13 protein-coding genes and 1 pseudogene are annotated in these 16055 nt (G+C 74.5%); 10 read left to right on the forward strand and 4 right to left on the reverse strand.

Features of this window, described 5'->3' with window-relative positions:
• The first annotated feature begins 199 nt into the window (after positions 1-199).
• From AC5RWQ_RS16400 to AC5RWQ_RS16410, 3 genes are all read left to right on the forward strand, one after another.
• On the forward strand, positions 200-2110 hold the full coding sequence (locus AC5RWQ_RS16400; RefSeq protein ID WP_494283579.1) for a bifunctional adenosylcobinamide kinase/adenosylcobinamide-phosphate guanylyltransferase: 1911 nt from the start codon (positions 200-202) through the stop codon (positions 2108-2110).
• The gene (locus tag AC5RWQ_RS16405; RefSeq protein ID WP_494283580.1) at positions 2100-2873 is read left to right on the forward strand and encodes an adenosylcobinamide-GDP ribazoletransferase; all 774 of its coding nucleotides are present in this window, start codon (positions 2100-2102) and stop codon (positions 2871-2873) included. The genes AC5RWQ_RS16400 and AC5RWQ_RS16405 overlap by 11 nt, the downstream gene beginning before the upstream one ends.
• Positions 2874-2938: 65 nt before the next feature.
• Positions 2939-4228 carry a DUF2314 domain-containing protein gene (locus AC5RWQ_RS16410; protein ID WP_494283581.1) on the forward strand — a complete coding sequence of 430 codons (1290 nt, stop codon included), beginning with the start codon at positions 2939-2941 and terminating at the stop codon, positions 4226-4228.
• Between the two features lie 6 nt (positions 4229-4234).
• Here AC5RWQ_RS16410 and gcvT read toward each other — a convergent pair whose 3' ends face one another.
• Complete coding sequence (gene gcvT, locus AC5RWQ_RS16415; protein WP_494283582.1) at positions 4235-5362, reverse strand: glycine cleavage system aminomethyltransferase GcvT; 1128 nt, start codon at positions 5360-5362, stop codon at positions 4235-4237.
• A 162-nt stretch (positions 5363-5524) separates the two neighbouring features.
• Between gcvT and AC5RWQ_RS16420 the strand changes: the two genes are divergently transcribed.
• On the forward strand, positions 5525-7096 hold the full coding sequence (locus tag AC5RWQ_RS16420) for a leucyl aminopeptidase (RefSeq protein ID WP_494283583.1): 1572 nt from the start codon (positions 5525-5527) through the stop codon (positions 7094-7096).
• A 51-nt stretch (positions 7097-7147) separates the two neighbouring features.
• On the opposite strand, the gene AC5RWQ_RS16425 is transcribed toward AC5RWQ_RS16420, so the two are convergent.
• Complete coding sequence (locus tag AC5RWQ_RS16425; protein ID WP_334492934.1) at positions 7148-7477, reverse strand: hypothetical protein; 330 nt, start codon at positions 7475-7477, stop codon at positions 7148-7150.
• A gap of 180 nt (positions 7478-7657) precedes the next feature.
• On the opposite strand from AC5RWQ_RS16425, the gene lpdA reads away from it, so the two are divergent.
• A complete protein-coding gene (gene lpdA, locus AC5RWQ_RS16430; RefSeq protein WP_494283584.1) occupies positions 7658-9049 on the forward strand; it encodes a dihydrolipoyl dehydrogenase in 1392 nt (463 codons plus the stop codon).
• 71 nt (positions 9050-9120) lie between these two features.
• Positions 9121-10962, forward strand: a complete 1842-nt coding sequence (sucB, locus tag AC5RWQ_RS16435; RefSeq protein WP_494283585.1) for a 2-oxoglutarate dehydrogenase, E2 component, dihydrolipoamide succinyltransferase — start codon at positions 9121-9123, stop codon at positions 10960-10962.
• A 68-nt stretch (positions 10963-11030) separates the two neighbouring features.
• On the opposite strand, the gene AC5RWQ_RS16440 is transcribed toward sucB, so the two are convergent.
• Positions 11031-11978 (reverse strand): SDR family NAD(P)-dependent oxidoreductase, encoded by a 948-nt coding sequence (locus tag AC5RWQ_RS16440; protein WP_494283586.1) that lies wholly within the window; start codon positions 11976-11978, stop codon positions 11031-11033.
• A 136-nt stretch (positions 11979-12114) separates the two neighbouring features.
• On the opposite strand from AC5RWQ_RS16440, the gene AC5RWQ_RS16445 reads away from it, so the two are divergent.
• The 4 genes from AC5RWQ_RS16445 to AC5RWQ_RS16460 all read left to right on the forward strand — a co-directional run bounded on the left by AC5RWQ_RS16445 (position 12115) and on the right by AC5RWQ_RS16460 (position 15634).
• Positions 12115-12693: a TetR/AcrR family transcriptional regulator gene (locus AC5RWQ_RS16445; protein ID WP_494283587.1), complete on the forward strand. Its 579-nt coding sequence runs from the start codon at positions 12115-12117 to the stop codon at positions 12691-12693.
• A gap of 45 nt (positions 12694-12738) precedes the next feature.
• Entirely contained in the window at positions 12739-14076 is a 1338-nt protein-coding gene (locus tag AC5RWQ_RS16450) for a low temperature requirement protein A (protein ID WP_494283588.1), read from the forward strand.
• 76 nt (positions 14077-14152) lie between these two features.
• The gene (locus tag AC5RWQ_RS16455; protein WP_494283589.1) at positions 14153-14623 is read left to right on the forward strand and encodes a hemerythrin domain-containing protein; all 471 of its coding nucleotides are present in this window, start codon (positions 14153-14155) and stop codon (positions 14621-14623) included.
• 96 nt (positions 14624-14719) lie between these two features.
• A complete protein-coding gene (locus AC5RWQ_RS16460) occupies positions 14720-15634 on the forward strand; it encodes an LLM class flavin-dependent oxidoreductase (protein ID WP_494283590.1) in 915 nt (304 codons plus the stop codon).
• Between the two features lie 33 nt (positions 15635-15667).
• On the opposite strand, the pseudogene AC5RWQ_RS16465 reads toward AC5RWQ_RS16460, so the two are convergent.
• Positions 15668-16029, reverse strand: a pseudogene (locus tag AC5RWQ_RS16465) (MerR family transcriptional regulator).
• Between the last annotated feature and the right edge of the window lie 26 nt (positions 16030-16055).

Here is a 16055-nt window from a genome sequence, read left to right on the forward strand (position 1 = left end):
GGAGGTGCAGGGCAGGGCCCGGGAGACCGACAGCGGCCCGTTCGAGTACTACGCCGGGCCGGTGCGCGCCGGTGCGGCCGGGGCCTGCGTGCGGTGGGGCGGGTCGACCGGCGGCGCCAGCTACGGCAGCGCTTTCGAACACTGCGCCTGAGCGCGGGCCGGCGGGCGGGGCCGCGCCGGGCGGCTTTAAGGTACGGACATGTCCGTTGACGGGTGGAACACGGTCCTGGTGCTCGGCGGTACCCGCTCGGGCAAGTCGGAGTTCGCCGAGTCCCTGGTGGCCGACGCCCCCACGGTGCGCTACGTGGCCACCGCGGCCGACGCCGACCCGGAGGACACCGAGTGGGCGGCCCGCCTCGCCGCGCACCGCGAGCGGCGACCGGGCAGCTGGACCACCGAGGAGACCGCGGACGACCCGCGCCGGCTGGCCGACGTGATCGGCTCCGCCGGCCCGAACGAGACGCTGCTCGTGGACGACCTGGGCGGCTGGGTGACCGTGCTGCTCGACCCGGCCCACCAGCCGGCCGACGATGTCGCCACCATCGCCGAGCTGGCCACCGCGGTGCGCGACAGCGAGGCCCGGATCGTGCTGGTCAGCCCGGAGGTGGGGCTGTCGCTGGTGCCGACCACCCCGCTGGGGCGGGCGTTCACCGACGCGCTCGGCGCGGCGAACCGGGCGGTCGCCGACGCCTGCGACGCGGTGGTGCTGGTGGTCGCCGGCCAGCCGGCGTGGCTCAAGCCGGCCGCCGCGCCCCGCCCGGCGAGCGTGCCCGCGCAGGCCGCCCCGGCGTCGACCGACCGGCCGACCGGTCACGTCACCCTGGCGCCGGCCGGCGAGCCGGAGGCGCCGCTGCCGGACGTGCTCACCCCGACCCTGCCGCCCACCTCGGCCGCCGCTGGCGAGACCAACGGCATCGCCTGGGCGGCGCCCACCATGGCGCTGCCGATGGTCGCGACCGGCCTGGTCATCCAGCCGGGCATGGAACTGCCCATGCCCGACGAGTACGCCGGCCCGCAGGCGATCGACCGGCTCGCCACCCTGGACGTGCCGGGCGCCGGCTTCGGGGTGCTGGAGCGGGTCGTCGGCTTCGCCGCCGCCACCCAGGGCACGGCCACCCCGAAGCCGTGGCAGACCGTCCGGGTGCTGCTGCTGCACGGCGATCACACCGGCGGTGCGGCCGCCGGCGCCATCGCCGGGGAGTCGTCCCGCCGGGCCCGGCAGGCCCGCGCCGGCCGGGGCGCGCTGGCCCGGCTGGCCGCCGAGAGCGGGGCCAGCCTCCAGGTGGTGGACACCCCGTCGTCGGCGCCGATGGAGCAGGAGCCGGCGTTGGCCGGGGCGGCCGTCGAGTCGGCGCTGCGGTACGGCTGGCGGCTGGCCGAGGAGGCCGCCGACGCGGGCGTACAGCTGCTGGTGCTGGGGGCGTGCGGGGCCGGCACCGAGGCGGCCGCCGCCGCGGTGCTCGCGGCCACCGCGGGCGCGGAGGCTCCGGCGGTGCTCGGCCGGGTGCACACCCCCGACGGGGAGATCGACGACGCGGCGTGGATGCTCCGCTGCGCCGCGGTCCGGGACGCGCTGCACCGCACCCGGCGGTCCCCGCGCGACGCCAAGGACGTGCTGGCCGAGCTGGGCGGCGGCGACATCGCGGTGGCGACGGGCGTGCTGCTCGGCGCGACCGCCCGCCGGGTGCCGGTGCTGCTCGACGGCCCGGTCGGCGTGGCCGCCGGGATGATCAGCCGGGATCTGGCCGGGCAGGCCCGGCACTGGTGCCTGCTGGCCGACCACGGCGGTCACCCGGCCGTCCGGCTCGCCGCCGACGTGCTCGGCCTGACGCCCCTGCTCGACCTGCGGCTGGACCTCGGCGAGGGGGCGAACGCGCTGACCGCGCTGCCGCTGCTGCGCTCGGTGCTGGCGCTGGCCGCCGCGCTGCCGCAGCACCCGCGCCTCGGCGGCGGGGACGACGAGGAGCCCGACTTCACCGAGCCCGAGCCCGCCGGCCCGGGGCCGACCAGCACCGAGCCCGAGCCGGACTTCACCGAGCCCGAGCCGGCCGGCCCGGGGCCGGCCACGACCGGGCCGGAGCGGGACCCGTCCGGCTGGCGTGCCGGCTGACCGGGGCCGGCTCGACGGCCTGCGGCTGGCGCTGACCACCTTCACCACCCTGCCGGTGCGCGCCGGCCGGATCGACCGGGCCACCGCCGGCACCGCGATGGCGCTCGCCCCGCTGGTCGGCGCGCTGCTCGGCGCGGCGCTCGCCGGGGTGCTGCTGCTGCTCACCCCGCTGGCTCCCCCGCTGGTCGCGGCCGGGGTGACGGTGGGCTGCGCCGCGTTGGCCACCCGGGGGCTGCACCTGGACGGGCTGGCCGACACCGTGGACGCGCTGGGATCGTACCGGCGGGGGGCGGCGGCGCTGGAGATCATGAAGAAGCCGGACGTCGGGCCGTTCGGGGTGGCGGCGCTGGTGGTCGTACTCCTGCTCCAGGCGGCGTGCCTCGCGGAGCTGGCCGGGCGGTCCTGGCCGGCGGCGCTCGCGGCCGTGGTCGCCGCGACGGCGGCGGGGCGGCTCGGGGTGCCCTTCGCCTGCCGGCGCGGGGTGCCCGCGGCCCGGCCGGAGGGGCTGGGCGCGCTGGTCGCGGGGACCGTCGGGCCGGTCGCGCTGGTGGCGGGCACGGCGGCCGTCGCGCTGGTGGCGGTGCCGGCCGTGCCGGGCCGCCCGTGGCAGGGGCCGCTGGCCGTGGTGGCCGCGCTCGCCGTCGCGGTCGGGCTGCTCCGCCACGTGGTACGCCGGCTCGGCGGCATCACCGGCGACGTGCTCGGCGCTGGCGTCGAGCTGGTCACCACGCTCGTCTACCTGGGACTGGTGCTGTCCGGCTGAAGGCGGTACGCGGCGCCGGGTAGCGTTTGCCCCGACAGCACCGGCACGGCCTTCCGGGGGACGACTTGCTCATCACGGACGACTTCCTCCCCGTACCGGTCCCGGAGTCGCTGAGCGCGACCTACCTGGTGCCGATGGCGGGACTGCCCCGGGTGAGCCCGAAGACGGCGGTGCAGGCCCTGGAGGGCCGGCTGGCCGACCCGGTGCACGGGCTGGCGAAGCAGATGCTGGACAGCCCGCTGATGTCCGTGGACACCCGCTCGATCGACGAGTTCCCGGAGCTGCCGACGGACCTGCTCAGCGCGTTCGGCGCCACCGAGGAGCAGCTCGGTCGGCTGGCGGCGGCGAGCCACCTGGTGGTGGTGCAGGCCGAGTACCGGCCGGGCTGGCCGCCGGCGCACGAGTGGGCGGCCCGGGCGGTGGCGGCGGCGATCGCCGAGTCCGTCGACGGCGACGTGGTGGACGTCTTCGGCCTGCAGTTCCTCGACCCGGCGACCGCGCTGCGTTCGCTGCCCGACGCCAACGGCCGGGTCCGCCTGGTCGACTGGGTGCTGGTGCCCTACTCGTCCGACGCGGAGGGGCTCTGGTTCACCACCAAGGGGCTGCGCCGGTTCGGGTTGCTGGAGTTGCAGACCCAGGGCGTGCCGGACCACCTCACCCGGGCCTGGGGCGCGGTGATGACCGGGGCGGCCCGGCGGCTGCTGCGGGACTGGACCGACGGGCTGGCCGGCGAGGAGGTGCCGGCGTTCGTGCAGCTACCGGTGCTGGCCACGGTGACCGGGCACGACATCGCGGTGGCGTACGGCAACCCGGAGCAGCACGGCGCGACCGCCCCGGTGCTGCTCCGGCTGGAGTTGGACCCGGCCACCGACCCGGACGCCGACTCGTTCCTCAGCCTGCGCCCGCCGCCCGGGCACCCGGGGCCGGACGGGAAGTACTACGCGGCGGCCTGCGCGACGCTCTTCGCCGGCATCCAGCCGGACGTCCGCTACGCCCGCGCGGGTGACGCGATGAGCCGGGCGATCGCCACCGCCCGGGAGAGCCTGCCGGACGTCCGGGCCCGGTTCCTCGCCGACGCGCTGCCGCCGGAGTCGCAGCTGGTCGTCAAGTACGGCCTGCCCGGCGACGAGGGCCCGGAGTACGTGTGGGCGGGGGTGACCTCGTGGGAGGCGCCGGAGCGGATCGTCGGCGCCAGCGCCAGCGACGCCAGCACCGACCCGACCGTCCGGATCGGCTCCCCGGTGGTGGTCGAGACGGCGGACGTCGTCGACTGGGCCCTGCTGGACGGCACCGGCGTCATCGAGGGCGGCTGGACCCAGGCCGTCCTCGACGCCGGCGAACGCCCCACCCCCTGACGCCGGTCAGCCCTTGACGGAGGGCTGGACGAAGGGGGGACGGGTGACGCGCATCTGGGCGCGGCGGCCGCGGATGTCCACCTCGACCAGGTCGCCGTCGGCGAGCTTCGGGTCGGCGCGGAGCAGGGCGAGGGCGATGCCCTGCTTCCGGGTCGGGCTGAAGGTGCCGCTGGTGATCGTGCCGACCTCGGCGTCGCCCGCGTACACGGTCATGCCGGCGCGCGGGATGGCCCGGTCGACGGCCTCCAGGCCGCGCAGCGTACGGGCGGGGCCGGCGGCCTTCTCGGCGAGCAGCGCGTCGCGGCCCCAGAAGGCCGGCTTGTCCCAGCCGACCGCCCAGCCGGAGCGGGCCTGCACCGGGGTGATCTCCAGCGACAGGTCCTGCCCGTGCAGCGGGTAGCCCATCTCGGTGCGCAGGGTGTCCCGGGCGCCCAGCCCACAGGCCCGCAGCTCGAAGCCGGCCGCGAAGAGGGCGTCCCAGACGGCCACCGCGTGCTCCGCCGGCACCACCAGCTCGTAGCCCAGCTCGCCGGTGTAGCCGGTGCGGCACACGGTCAGCTCGGTGCCGGCCAGGGTGGCGGTGGAGAAGCTCATGTAGCCGTGCTCCGTGGGCAGGCCCAGGGCGGTCAGCAGTTCCGCCGAGCGGGGGCCCTGCACGGCCAGCACCGCGTACGCCTCGTGCTCGTCGGTGACCTCGATCCCGGCCGGCGCGGCGGCGCGCAGCCGGCGTACCACCTCGGCGGTGTTCGCGGCGTTCGGGATGAGGAAGACGTGGTCGTCGGCGTGCAGGTAGGCGATGATGTCGTCCACCACGCCGCCGGTCGCGTCGTCGCAGCAGAGCGTGTACTGCGCCCGGCCGGGGCCGATCCTGGCCAGGTCGTTGCTGAGGCAGGCGTTGACGAACTCCGCCGCGCCGGGCCCGGTGACCCGCGCCTTGCCCAGGTGCGAGACGTCGAAGACGCCCACCGCGGTACGCACCGCGGTGTGCTCCTTGAGCACGCCGCCGCCCGCGTACTCCAGGGGCATCTCCCAGCCCCCGAAGGGGGCGAACTTGGCGCCGAGAGCGGTGTGCCGCTCGTGCAGCGGGGAACGGCGCAGCCGGGTCTCGGCGGCGTCCGGGGTCACGTCCGTCATGGGTGGCAACTTACCGGGGACCGCACCGCTGGTTAGCATCGGCGGGACCCGTCATGAACATCGGCGGGACGCACCCGCGCTCCGGCGGGTAGGTTGCCGCCGGAGACCATCACCGCCGGTACGCGACGACGCGGCCGGCCCGGCCCGCCCGGAGTAGCTTCAGTGACATCGCCCAGCACCACCCTGAGCCTGGTTGACACCGACCCCGCAGAGCTCGCCGTCGACGCGATCGTGATCGGCGTGCACAGCCTGTCCGGAGAGCAGGCCGCCACCAGCGGCCTCGCCGGCATCCTGCTGCTGGCCAGCGGCGCGGAGAGCATCGCCGCCGCCTTCGACGGCAAGCTGACCGAGACGCTGGCGCTGCTCGGCGCAACCGGCGCACCGGGCGAGGTGATCAAGCTGGCCACGCTGGGCACGGTGACCGCGCCGATCGTCGCCGTGGTCGGGCTCGGCCCGGAGCCGACCGGCGCCGCCCCCGCCCCGGAGACGCTGCGCCGGGCCGCCGGCGCGGCCGTCCGCGCGCTGGCCGGTGCGCCCCGGGTGGCGCTGGCCCTGCCGCTGCCGGACGACGCCGACGCCCCGGCCGCGTTGCGCGCGGTCGCCGAGGGCGCGCTGCTCGGCGGTTACCGGTTCGCCGGCTACAAGACCAAGCCGCAGCCGGCCCGGCGGGAGCCGGTGGCCGAGGTGCTGATCGCCGTCCCGGACGCCGCCGAGGCGGGCGCCCTGGCCGAGCTCGACCGGGCCACCGCGGTGGCCGGCGCGGTCCGGACCAGCCGGGACTGGGTCAACACCGCCCCGAACGAGCTGCGTCCGCCGGCGTTCGCCGACGCCGTCGCCACCGCCGCCCGGGCCGCCGGCCTGACGGTCGAGGTGCTCGACGAGGAGGCGCTGCGGGCCGGCGGGTACGGCGGCATCGTCGCGGTCGGGCAGGGCTCGGAGGCCCCGCCGCGCCTGGTGAAGCTCACCTACACGCCGCAGGGCGGCGGGTCCGGCAAGCGGGTGGCGCTGGTCGGCAAGGGCATCACCTTCGACACCGGTGGCATCTCGATCAAGCCGGCGCAGGGCATGTGGGAGATGAAGTCCGACATGGCCGGGGCCGCCGCGGTCGGCGCCGCGATGCTGGCGATCGCCGCGCTCAAGCCGTCCGTGGCGGTCACCGGGTACCTGCCGATGGCGGAGAACATGCCGTCCGGCACCAGCTACCGGCCGGGTGACGTGATCACCATGTTCAACGGCAAGCGGGTGGAGGTGCTCAACACCGACGCCGAGGGCCGGATGATCCTCGGTGACGCGATGGCCCGGGCCTGCGCCGACGGCACCGACTACCTCTTCGAGACCTCCACCCTGACCGGCGGGCAGGTGATCTCGCTGGGCAAGCGGATCGCCGGCGTGATGGGCACCCCGGAGCTGTGCGAGCGGGTCAAGGTCGTCGGCGACTCCGTCGGCGAGCCGGCCTGGCCGATGCCGCTGCCGGACGACGTGCGCAAGGGCATGGACTCCGACGTCGCCGACATCTCCCAGGTCAACGCCGGGATGGACCGGGCCGGCCACATGCTCCAGGGTGGCGTGTTCCTGCGCGAGTTCGTCACCGACGACGTGGCGTGGGCGCACATCGACATCGCCGGCCCGGGCTACCACTCGGGCGAGGCCACCGGCTACTGGACCAAGGGCGGCACGGGCGTCCCGGTCCGCACCCTGGTGCAGCTGGTCGAGGACGTCGCCGCCAACGGCTGACGGATACGCGAACGCGGGGCGGCTCCCTCCGGGGAGCCGCCCCGCCGCGCGTCAGAAGAGGTGCGGGCGGCGCTTGCGGCGTTCGTTGTAGTCGCGCATCCGCTGCGGGTAGCCCATCAGGCGGACGTCGTAGATGGGGATGGCGAGCTTGTGGGCGAAGCGACGGGCGCCCTCCGGGCCCTCGACCCGGCGGCGGGTCCACTCGCCGTCGTCGGCGATCAGGATCACCGTGGTCTCGGTGACCGTCGTGCGGGGCTCGATGTACGCCTCCACCCCGCGCCGGGTGCGGACGAAGTTCTCAAGGTGGTCGAGATCGGCACGGTCGGCCGGGCGGTCCCGGCTGACGCCGACCGCCTTCCTGCGTCGTCGGAACAACCCCACCCCGCCCGAACCTCCCCCGTAATGTCATCGAAGACGGTGCCAAGCGTACGTGTCGACGACGTGTCGTTGGGCACCTCACTACGCGCTCCGCGTCCGCTAGTGACAAGATGACCGAGGTGGGGTGTGTCCGTGTCATCCCTCCGTGACCCCCGATGCAGCGACGCGACCTGGGAGTTGGACGTGAGCGAGCCGAACGAAGCGACCTTCGACATCGTCATTCTCGGAGGTGGCAGCGGCGGCTACGCGGCGGCGCTGCGCGCCGCCCAGCTGGACCTCTCGGTCGCGCTGATCGAGAAGGGCAAGCTCGGCGGTACCTGCCTGCACAACGGTTGCATCCCGACCAAGGCGCTGCTGCACGCGGCCGAGGTCGCCGACCAGACCCGCGAGTCGGAGCAGTTCGGCGTCAAGGCCGAACTGCTCGGCATCGACATGGCGGCGGTCAACTCGTACAAGGACGGCGTGGTCTCCCGGCTGTACAAGGGCCTGCAGGGCCTGGTGGGCAGCGCCAAGAACATCACCTTCGTGGCGGGCGCCGGCAAGCTGGTCGGCAAGAACGTCGTCGAGGTGGACGGCAAGCGCTACACCGGCCGCAACGTCATCCTGGCCTCCGGCTCGTACGCGAAGAGCCTGCCCGGCCTGGAGGTCGACGGCGAGCGGATCATCACCAGCGACCACGCGCTGACCCTGGACCGGGTCCCCTCGTCGGTGATCGTGCTCGGCGGCGGCGTGATCGGCGTGGAGTTCGCCAGCGTGTGGAAGTCCTTCGGCGTGGACGTGACCATCGTCGAGGCGCTGCCGCGGCTGGTGGCCGCGGAGGACGAGGAGTCGTCCAAGGCGCTGGAGCGGGCGTTCCGCAAGCGGAAGATCAACTTCAAGGTCGGCAAGCCGTTCGAGAAGGTCGAGAAGACCGAGAACGGCGTCAAGCTGACCATTTCCGGTGGCGACACCGTCGAGGCCGAGCTGCTGCTGGTCGCCGTCGGCCGCGGCCCGAACACCGCCAACCTCGGCTACGAGGACCAGGGCGTCAAGATGGACCGCGGCTACGTGCTGACCGACGAGCGGCTGCGCACCAGCGTGCCGAACGTCTACGCCGTCGGCGACATCGTGCCCGGCCTCCAGCTCGCCCACCGCGGCTTCCAGCAGGGCATCTTCGTCGCCGAGGAGATCGCCGGCCAGAACCCGGCCGTGATCGACGAGGCCGGCATCCCGCGGGTGACCTACTCCGACCCGGAGCTGGCCTCCGTCGGCCTGACCGAGGCGAAGGCCAAGGAGCAGTACGGCGCCGACAAGGTGCAGACGTACAACTACAACCTGGGCGGGAACGGCAAGAGCCAGATCCTCAAGACCGCCGGGCATGTGAAGCTGGTCCGCGTCGCCGACGGCCCGGTGGTCGGCGTGCACATGGTGGGTGCCCGGGTCGGTGAGCTGATCGGCGAGGCGCAGCTCATCTACAACTGGGAGGCGTACCCGGCCGAGGTGGCGCAGCTCGTGCACGCCCACCCGACCCAGAACGAGGCCCTGGGCGAGGCGCACCTGGCCCTGGCCGGCAAGCCGCTGCACTCGCACGCCTGACCCACACTCATTCCGCGACGCCGGCGGCAAGCGGGCGAGGATCGCACGAGGCCACGAAGGAGTTTCAGAACATGCCGGTATCGGTCACCATGCCTCGGCTCGGCGAGAGCGTCACCGAGGGCACCGTCACCCGCTGGCTCAAGCAGGAGGGCGACACCGTCGAGGTCGACGAGCCGCTGCTCGAGGTGTCGACCGACAAGGTCGACACCGAGATCCCGTCCCCCGCGGCGGGCGTGCTGAGCCGGATCGTGGTGGGCGAGGACGAGACCGCCGAGGTGGGCAGCGAGCTGGCCGTCATCGCGGGTGAGGGCGAGTCCACCGGTGGTGGCGAGGCCGCCCCGGCGGAGCAGGTCGAGCCGGCCGCCGAGCCGACGGCCGCCGCCGAGGGCGCCGGCCCGGAGCCGGAGCAGGAGCAGCCGGCCGCCGAGCAGCCGCAGGCGCAGGCCGCTCCGGCGCCGTCGGGCCAGGGAACCCCGGTGAAGATGCCGGCCCTGGGCGAGAGCGTCACCGAGGGTACGGTCACCCGCTGGCTCAAGCAGGTCGGCGAGAGCGTCGAGGTGGACGAGCCGCTGCTGGAGGTCTCCACCGACAAGGTCGACACCGAGATCCCCTCGCCGGTCGCCGGCACCCTGCTGGAGATCAAGGTCGCCGAGGACGAGAGCGCCGACGTCGGCGCCGACCTGGCGATCATCGGCGCCGCCGGGGCCGCCCCGGCCGAGGCGAAGCCGGAGCCGACGCCCGCGCCGAAGGCGGAGGCCAAGCCCGAGCCGAAGCCGGAGCCGAAGGCCGAGCCCGCCCCGGAGCCCAAGGTCGAGGAGCCGACCCCGGGCATGTCGTACAACGAGCCGGCCGCGGAGGCCGAGACGGCGGCCCAGCCGACCAAGGCCGAGCAGGCCGCCCAGCCGTCCGCCGCGACGCCGACCCCGCAGCGGCCCACCGCCCCCGTCCAGGGTGGCGGCGAGGAGGCCGCGGGTTACGTGACCCCGCTGGTGCGCAAGCTGGCCGGCGAGCACGGCGTGGACCTCTCCTCGGTCAACGGCACCGGTGTCGGTGGTCGGATCCGCAAGCAGGACGTGCTGGAGGCGGCCGAGAAGGCCAAGGCCGCCAAGGCCGCTCCGGCCCCCGCCGCGCAGCCGGCCGCCGCGGCGGCGGCCCCGGCCAAGCCGGCCGCGAAGCCGCAGCCGAGCGGCAAGCGGGGCACGACCGAGAAGCTGACCCGGATCCGCACGGCCATCGCCAAGCGGATGCACGAGTCGCTGCACGAGATGGCGCAGCTCACCACGGTGATCGAGGTGGACGTCACCAGGATCGCCAAGCTGCGGGCGCAGGCGAAGGACTCCTTCCAGCAGCGGCACGGCGTGAAGCTCTCCTTCCTGCCGTTCTTCGCCCTCGCCACCGTCGAGGCGCTGCAGACGTACCCGATCGTCAACGCCCGGATGGACCTGGCGGGCGGGACGATCACCTACCCGGACGCCGAGCACCTCGGCATCGCCGTGGACACCGAGCGGGGCCTGCTGGTCCCGGTCATCCACAACGCCGGCGACCTCAACCTGGGTGGCATCGCCAAGCGGGTCGCCGACCTGGCCGAGCGCACCCGGACCAACAAGATCAGCCCGGACGAGATCGCCGGGGCGACCTTCACGCTGACCAACACCGGCAGCCGGGGCGCGCTCTTCGACACCCCGATCGTGCCGTCGCCGCAGGCGGCGATGCTCGGCACGGGTGCCGTGGTGAAGCGTCCGGTCGTGGTGAACGACCCGGAGCTGGGCGAGGTCGTCGCGGTCCGGTCGATGGTCTACCTGGCCCTCTCCTACGACCACCGGCTGGTCGACGGCGCCGACGCCGCCCGCTTCCTGGTCGCGGTCAAGGAGCGGCTGGAGGCCGGCAACTTCGAGGCCGAGCTGGGCCTGTAACACCGGCGTACGAAGGGGCGCCCCGGTCATCGCGACCGGGGCCGCCCCTTCGTCGTTCCAGCCGCCGGTCAGGCGCGCAGGGTCTCCTCGGAGACCTCCCAGAGCCGCTCTGCGGCCTCCGGGTCCAGCGCGTACGCGGCGACGCCGGTGCGGGTACCGGGCTGGTTGAGCTCGGCCTGCTGGCAGTCCTCGAAGTAGCGCCCGCCGACGCCGTCGAGCAGCGGCGAGGTGGCCACCAGCACCGAGGTGGCCGCGCCCTGCTCGGTGTTCTTCCAGTTGGGCGTGGCCCCGCCGCCGCTCTCGGCGCGCAGGCGGGCCAGGTCCTCGTCGCTGACGTAGCGCTGGAGGTTGGTCCGGATCGCGCCCGGCATCAGGGCGTTGGTGAGGATGCCGTCGTCGGCCCAGCGTCGGGTCGCGTCGACGGCGAAGAGCACGTTGGCGGTCTTGGACTGCCCGTACGCCGCCCACGGCTCGTAGGGGCGCTGCCGGAAGTGGATGTCCTCGAAGACCACCGGCGAGCGCAGGTGTGCGCTGGAGCTGACCGAGACGACCCGGGCGCCCTCGGCCGCGGCGAGCGAGCGGTGCAGCCCGGTGGCGAGCGCGAAGTGCCCGAGGTGGTTGGTGGCGAACTGCATCTCCCAGCCCTGCGGGGTGCGCATCTCGGGCGAGGCCATGATCCCGGCGTTGTTGACCAGGATGTGCAGCGGGCCGTCCCAGGTGCCGACGAACGCGGCGACGGACCCCTGGTCGGCGAGGTCGAGCGGGGCGACCAGCACCTGCTCGTTGCCGGTGGTGCCGGTGATGTCCTCGGCCGCGGTGCGGCCGGCGTCGAGGTTGCGTACGGCGATCGTGACGTCGGCGCCGGCGGCGGCGAGCGCGCGGGCCGTCTCGACCCCGATGCCGGACGCGCCGCCGGTGACGATCGCGCGACGGCCGGTGAGGTCGATGTCGCGGACCACCTCCAGGGCGGTGGACCGGGCGTCGAAGGGCGTGCGGACTGGTGTGCTCGTAGTCATGATCCGTCCTTGTCCGAGGCGGCGCGGACCGCGGTCCGGCCGCTACGATGAGAAGCGGAGGCCCCTCCGGTACGACACCGAGGCTAACCGGAGGACCCTCCGTTTGCCAACCGGCCACCCGAGCCCAGGAGGAGACGTGCCGGCATCCGGCCCTCGACCGCTGCGCGCCGACGCGGCACGCAACCGCGAGCGACTCCTGGACGCGGCCGTACGGGCGTTTTCCCGCCAGGGCCCCGAGGTAACGCTGGACGCGGTGGCCCGGGACGCCGGAGTGGGCATCGGCACCCTCTACCGGCATTTCCCCACCCGGGAGGCGTTGGTCGAGGCCGCCTACCGCAACGAGCTGGCGAAGCTCTGCGACGCGGCGGGCGACCTGCTGGACCGGCTCCCGCCGGCCGAGGCGACCCGGGCCTGGATGGACCGGTTCGTCGACTATCTCGCCACCAAGCGCGGGATGGCGGACGCGCTGCGGCTGGTGATCGCCGGCGGCGCCAACCCGTACGCCCAGAGCCGCGACCTGCTGGTGGCCGCGCTCACCCGGCTGTTGTCGGCCGGCGCGGCCACCGGCACGCTCCGGGCGGACGTCGACCCGGGTGACGTGCTGGCCGGCCTGAGCGGGGTCTCCCTCGCCGCCGGCGGCCCGGAGCAGCGCGACCTCGCCGGCCGGCTGCTCGACCTGCTGATGGACGGGCTGCGCCACCGCCCGACGGGCTGAGGTGAATCGCCGGCCCCGAGGCCCGGACGCTGCGAGAGTGAACGGATGGGCGAGGACCGGCGGCGCGGGCGGCTCGGCCCGGCCGTCGCGGTCGCCCCCGGCGCCCGGGTGGACAAGTTCGAGGTCTTCTTCGACCTGGTCTTCGTCGTCTCGTTCTTCATCATCACCCGGGCGACCGCCATCGAGATCAGCGGCCGGAGCCTGCTGCACGCGGTGCTGGTGCTGGCCGTGCTCTGGTGGTGCTGGGTGGTGCACAGCATGGCCGCCACCCGGCTGCGGCTCGGCGAGGGCTTCGTGCCGGTGCTGATGGTGGCCGCGATGGCCTCCCTCTTCGCCTTCGCCCTGGCGCTGCCGCAGGCGTTCGGTGACCCTCAGGAGGGGTTCGCCGGGCCGATGGTGGTGGCGGCCAGCTACGTGGCGGTCCGCGCGGTCCACCTGGTGCTGTTCCTGCGCGCCGGACGGGACAACCCGAGTGACCGCCGGCACCTGATCCAGTTCATGCCGGAGCTGGTCGGCAGCACCGTCCTGCTGATGGCGGCGGCGCTGGTACCGGCGGCGATCGCCGACCCGGGCCGGGCCGCGCTCGTCCGGGACGTGCTCTGGATCATCGTGGTGCTGGTCCAGTACGGGACGGGACTGATCGCGGGCGCCTGGGGCTGGACCGTGACCTCCGCGGAGCACTGGACCGAACGCTACGACCTGATCCTGATCATCGCGCTCGGCGAATCGATCATCTCGGTCGGCGTCGGCGGCAACCTCCTCGGCAAGCCGGTCACCTGGTCCGCGGTGCTGGCGGCCGTGCTGGGCATCGTGTTCACCGCGGCCCTCTGGTGGGCCCACTTCGACGTCGTCGGTCCGGCCGCCCGGATCGCCCTGCACGCGGCGACCGGTCACGGCCGGATGACCATGGCCCGGGACGCCTACGCCTACCTCTACCTGCCGATGATCGCCGGCATCATCATGTTCTCGATCGGTAGCGAGGAACTGGTCCGCGCGGTCACCGACTCCGCGGGCGGGCTGGGCGAGAAGGTGCACGGCCCGCCCCTGCAGCTGTTCTACGGCGGGGTGATCTGCTACCTGGCCGCCAACTTGCTGTTCCAGCTCCGCACCCTGCACACCCTCCCCTGGACCCGGGTCGGGGTGCTGGTGGCGCTGGCCGCCGCCGTGCCGGTGGCGCATCACCTGCCGGCGCTGGGCGCGCTCGGGCTGCTGACCGCGATCTGCGTCGGGCTGATCGCCGTCGAAGTGACGATCTTCGCCGACTCCCGGCACGCCCTCCGGTCGGTCGTGCACGACGAGCGGACCACCCACGAGGCGGCCGAGGCAGCCTTCCGGGCCCGCTGGCACGACGACAAGCCGGACGTCACCGGCGGGTCCGCGTAGGATCGCCGCAGCGTCGCGGTGTACCCGGCACGGAGGCCGCCGAGGGCATGGAGGCGCGGGACCGCATGGGACACACGTGCATCCTTCCCACCCGCCGCAGGACCGCCTGACGGCGTTCGGCAACCAGTTGATCGAGATTCACCTCTGGCTCCGCGAGGAGTTGGCTGCGCTGCGCGCCAACCTCGGCAGCCCCGGGCGCGACCTGCGTGCCCACTGCCTGACCTTCTGCGCCGCGCTCACCCGGCACCACACCGGTGAGGACGGCGGCGCGTTCCGGCTGCTGGCCGCGCAGGCTCCCGAGCTGCGCCCAGTGCTGGACGAACTCACCGCCGACCACGAGGTGGTCGCGACGATCCTGCGCCGCGTCGAGGATCTGGCCGCCGACCCGGCCGACTCCGACGGGGTACGCGCCGAGCTGGACGGGCTGAGCGCGCTGCTCGAATCGCACTTCGTCTACGAGGAGAAGAAGCTGGTCGCCGCGCTGAACGCGCTCCGCGGCGGAACTACCGAGGAGCTCCTCGGCGTGCCCCTGCCCGACGAGACCTGACCCGCGCCGACCGCTACGCCGTGAGCGGATTCGCCGGTCGGCAGAATCCGGGCCGGCGGGCTGGCCGGGCGGCCGTCGGCACCGCAGGCTGGGCCGGTGACCACCTTCTCCCTCCAGGCAACCCCCACCGACGCGGCGAGCTGGGTCGAGCTGGCCCGCCGGGCCGAGGCGGCCGGCTTCGACGCGCTGCTCGCCGGCGACCATCCCGGCGACGTGACCTCCCCCTTCGTCGCGCTGGCCGCCGCCGCGTCGGTGACCTCGACGATCGGGCTCGGGTCGTACGTGTCGAACCTGGGCGTGCGCGAGCCGATGCTGCTCGCCGCCGACGTGGCCACCCTCGACCTGGTCTCCGGCGGGCGGGCCCGGCTGGGCGTCGGCGCCGGCCACACCCCGGCCGAGTGGCGCGCCGTCGGCCGGGAACGCCCCGACGTAGCCGGCCGGGTCCGCCGCTGCGTGGCCGTCGCCGAGGCGGTCCGCGCCCTGCTCGACGGCGCCCCGGTAACGGTCGACTCCCCCGAGTTGGCGATGTTTGAGGCGCGGCTGCGCTCACCCCGGCCGGTGCAGGAGCGGATCCCGCTGACCATGGGCACCGCCAACTCGACGCTGCTGCGTTGGGCCGGCGCGCACGCCGACGTGGTCGGGTTGACCGGCTTCGGGCGTACCCTCGCCGACGGCCACACGCACGCGGCCCGGTGGCGGGCCGACCAGATCGAGGCGCAGCTGGCCTGCGTCGCCGCCGGCGCCGCGGGTCGGGACGACCCGCCTGCGCTGGAGGCGCTGGTCCAGCGGGTGGTGGTCACCGACGACGCGGAGGCCGCAGCGGCGGAGCACGCCCGGGGCAACGGGATGACCGTGGCCGAGCTGCTGGCCATCCCGTTCGTGTTGATCGGGACCGAGGACGAGATCGTCGCGGCGGTCACGGCACACGAGCGCCGCTGGGGGGTCACCCGCTTCGTGGTACGCCGCGACGCCCTCGAACCGCTCGCGCCGGTGCTCGCCCGGCTGGCCTGATCGGCCGGGTTGGGCTGGGTCCGGACGAGGGGCTCAGGTGAGCCGGTCGTAGAACCTGATCTTTCGCGGAGGTGGTCGTACTGGCGCTGGAGAAGCGTCATCTGCTCCTCGACCCGCTCTGCGTGCCGCTCCAGCAGCGCCCGCCGCTCGCCGGCGGTGTGCGCGCCCTCCCGGGCCAGCTCGGCGTAGCGGCACATCTCGGCGATCGGCATGCCGGTGTCGCGCAGACAGCGGAACAGCACCAGCCAGCTCAGATCGTCGTCGGTGAAGACGCGCCGGCCGCCCGAGGTGCGGTCGATGTCGGCGAGCAGGCCGATCTTCTCGTAGTAGCGCAGGGTGTCGAGGCTGAAGCCGCTGCGCCGGGCAGCCTCCGAAGGCGAGTGTCGTCCGGTCACGTCCGCAGGCTAACGCTTGACCTGGA

The sequence above is a fragment of the Micromonospora sp. BS32 genome (assembly GCF_059089345.1).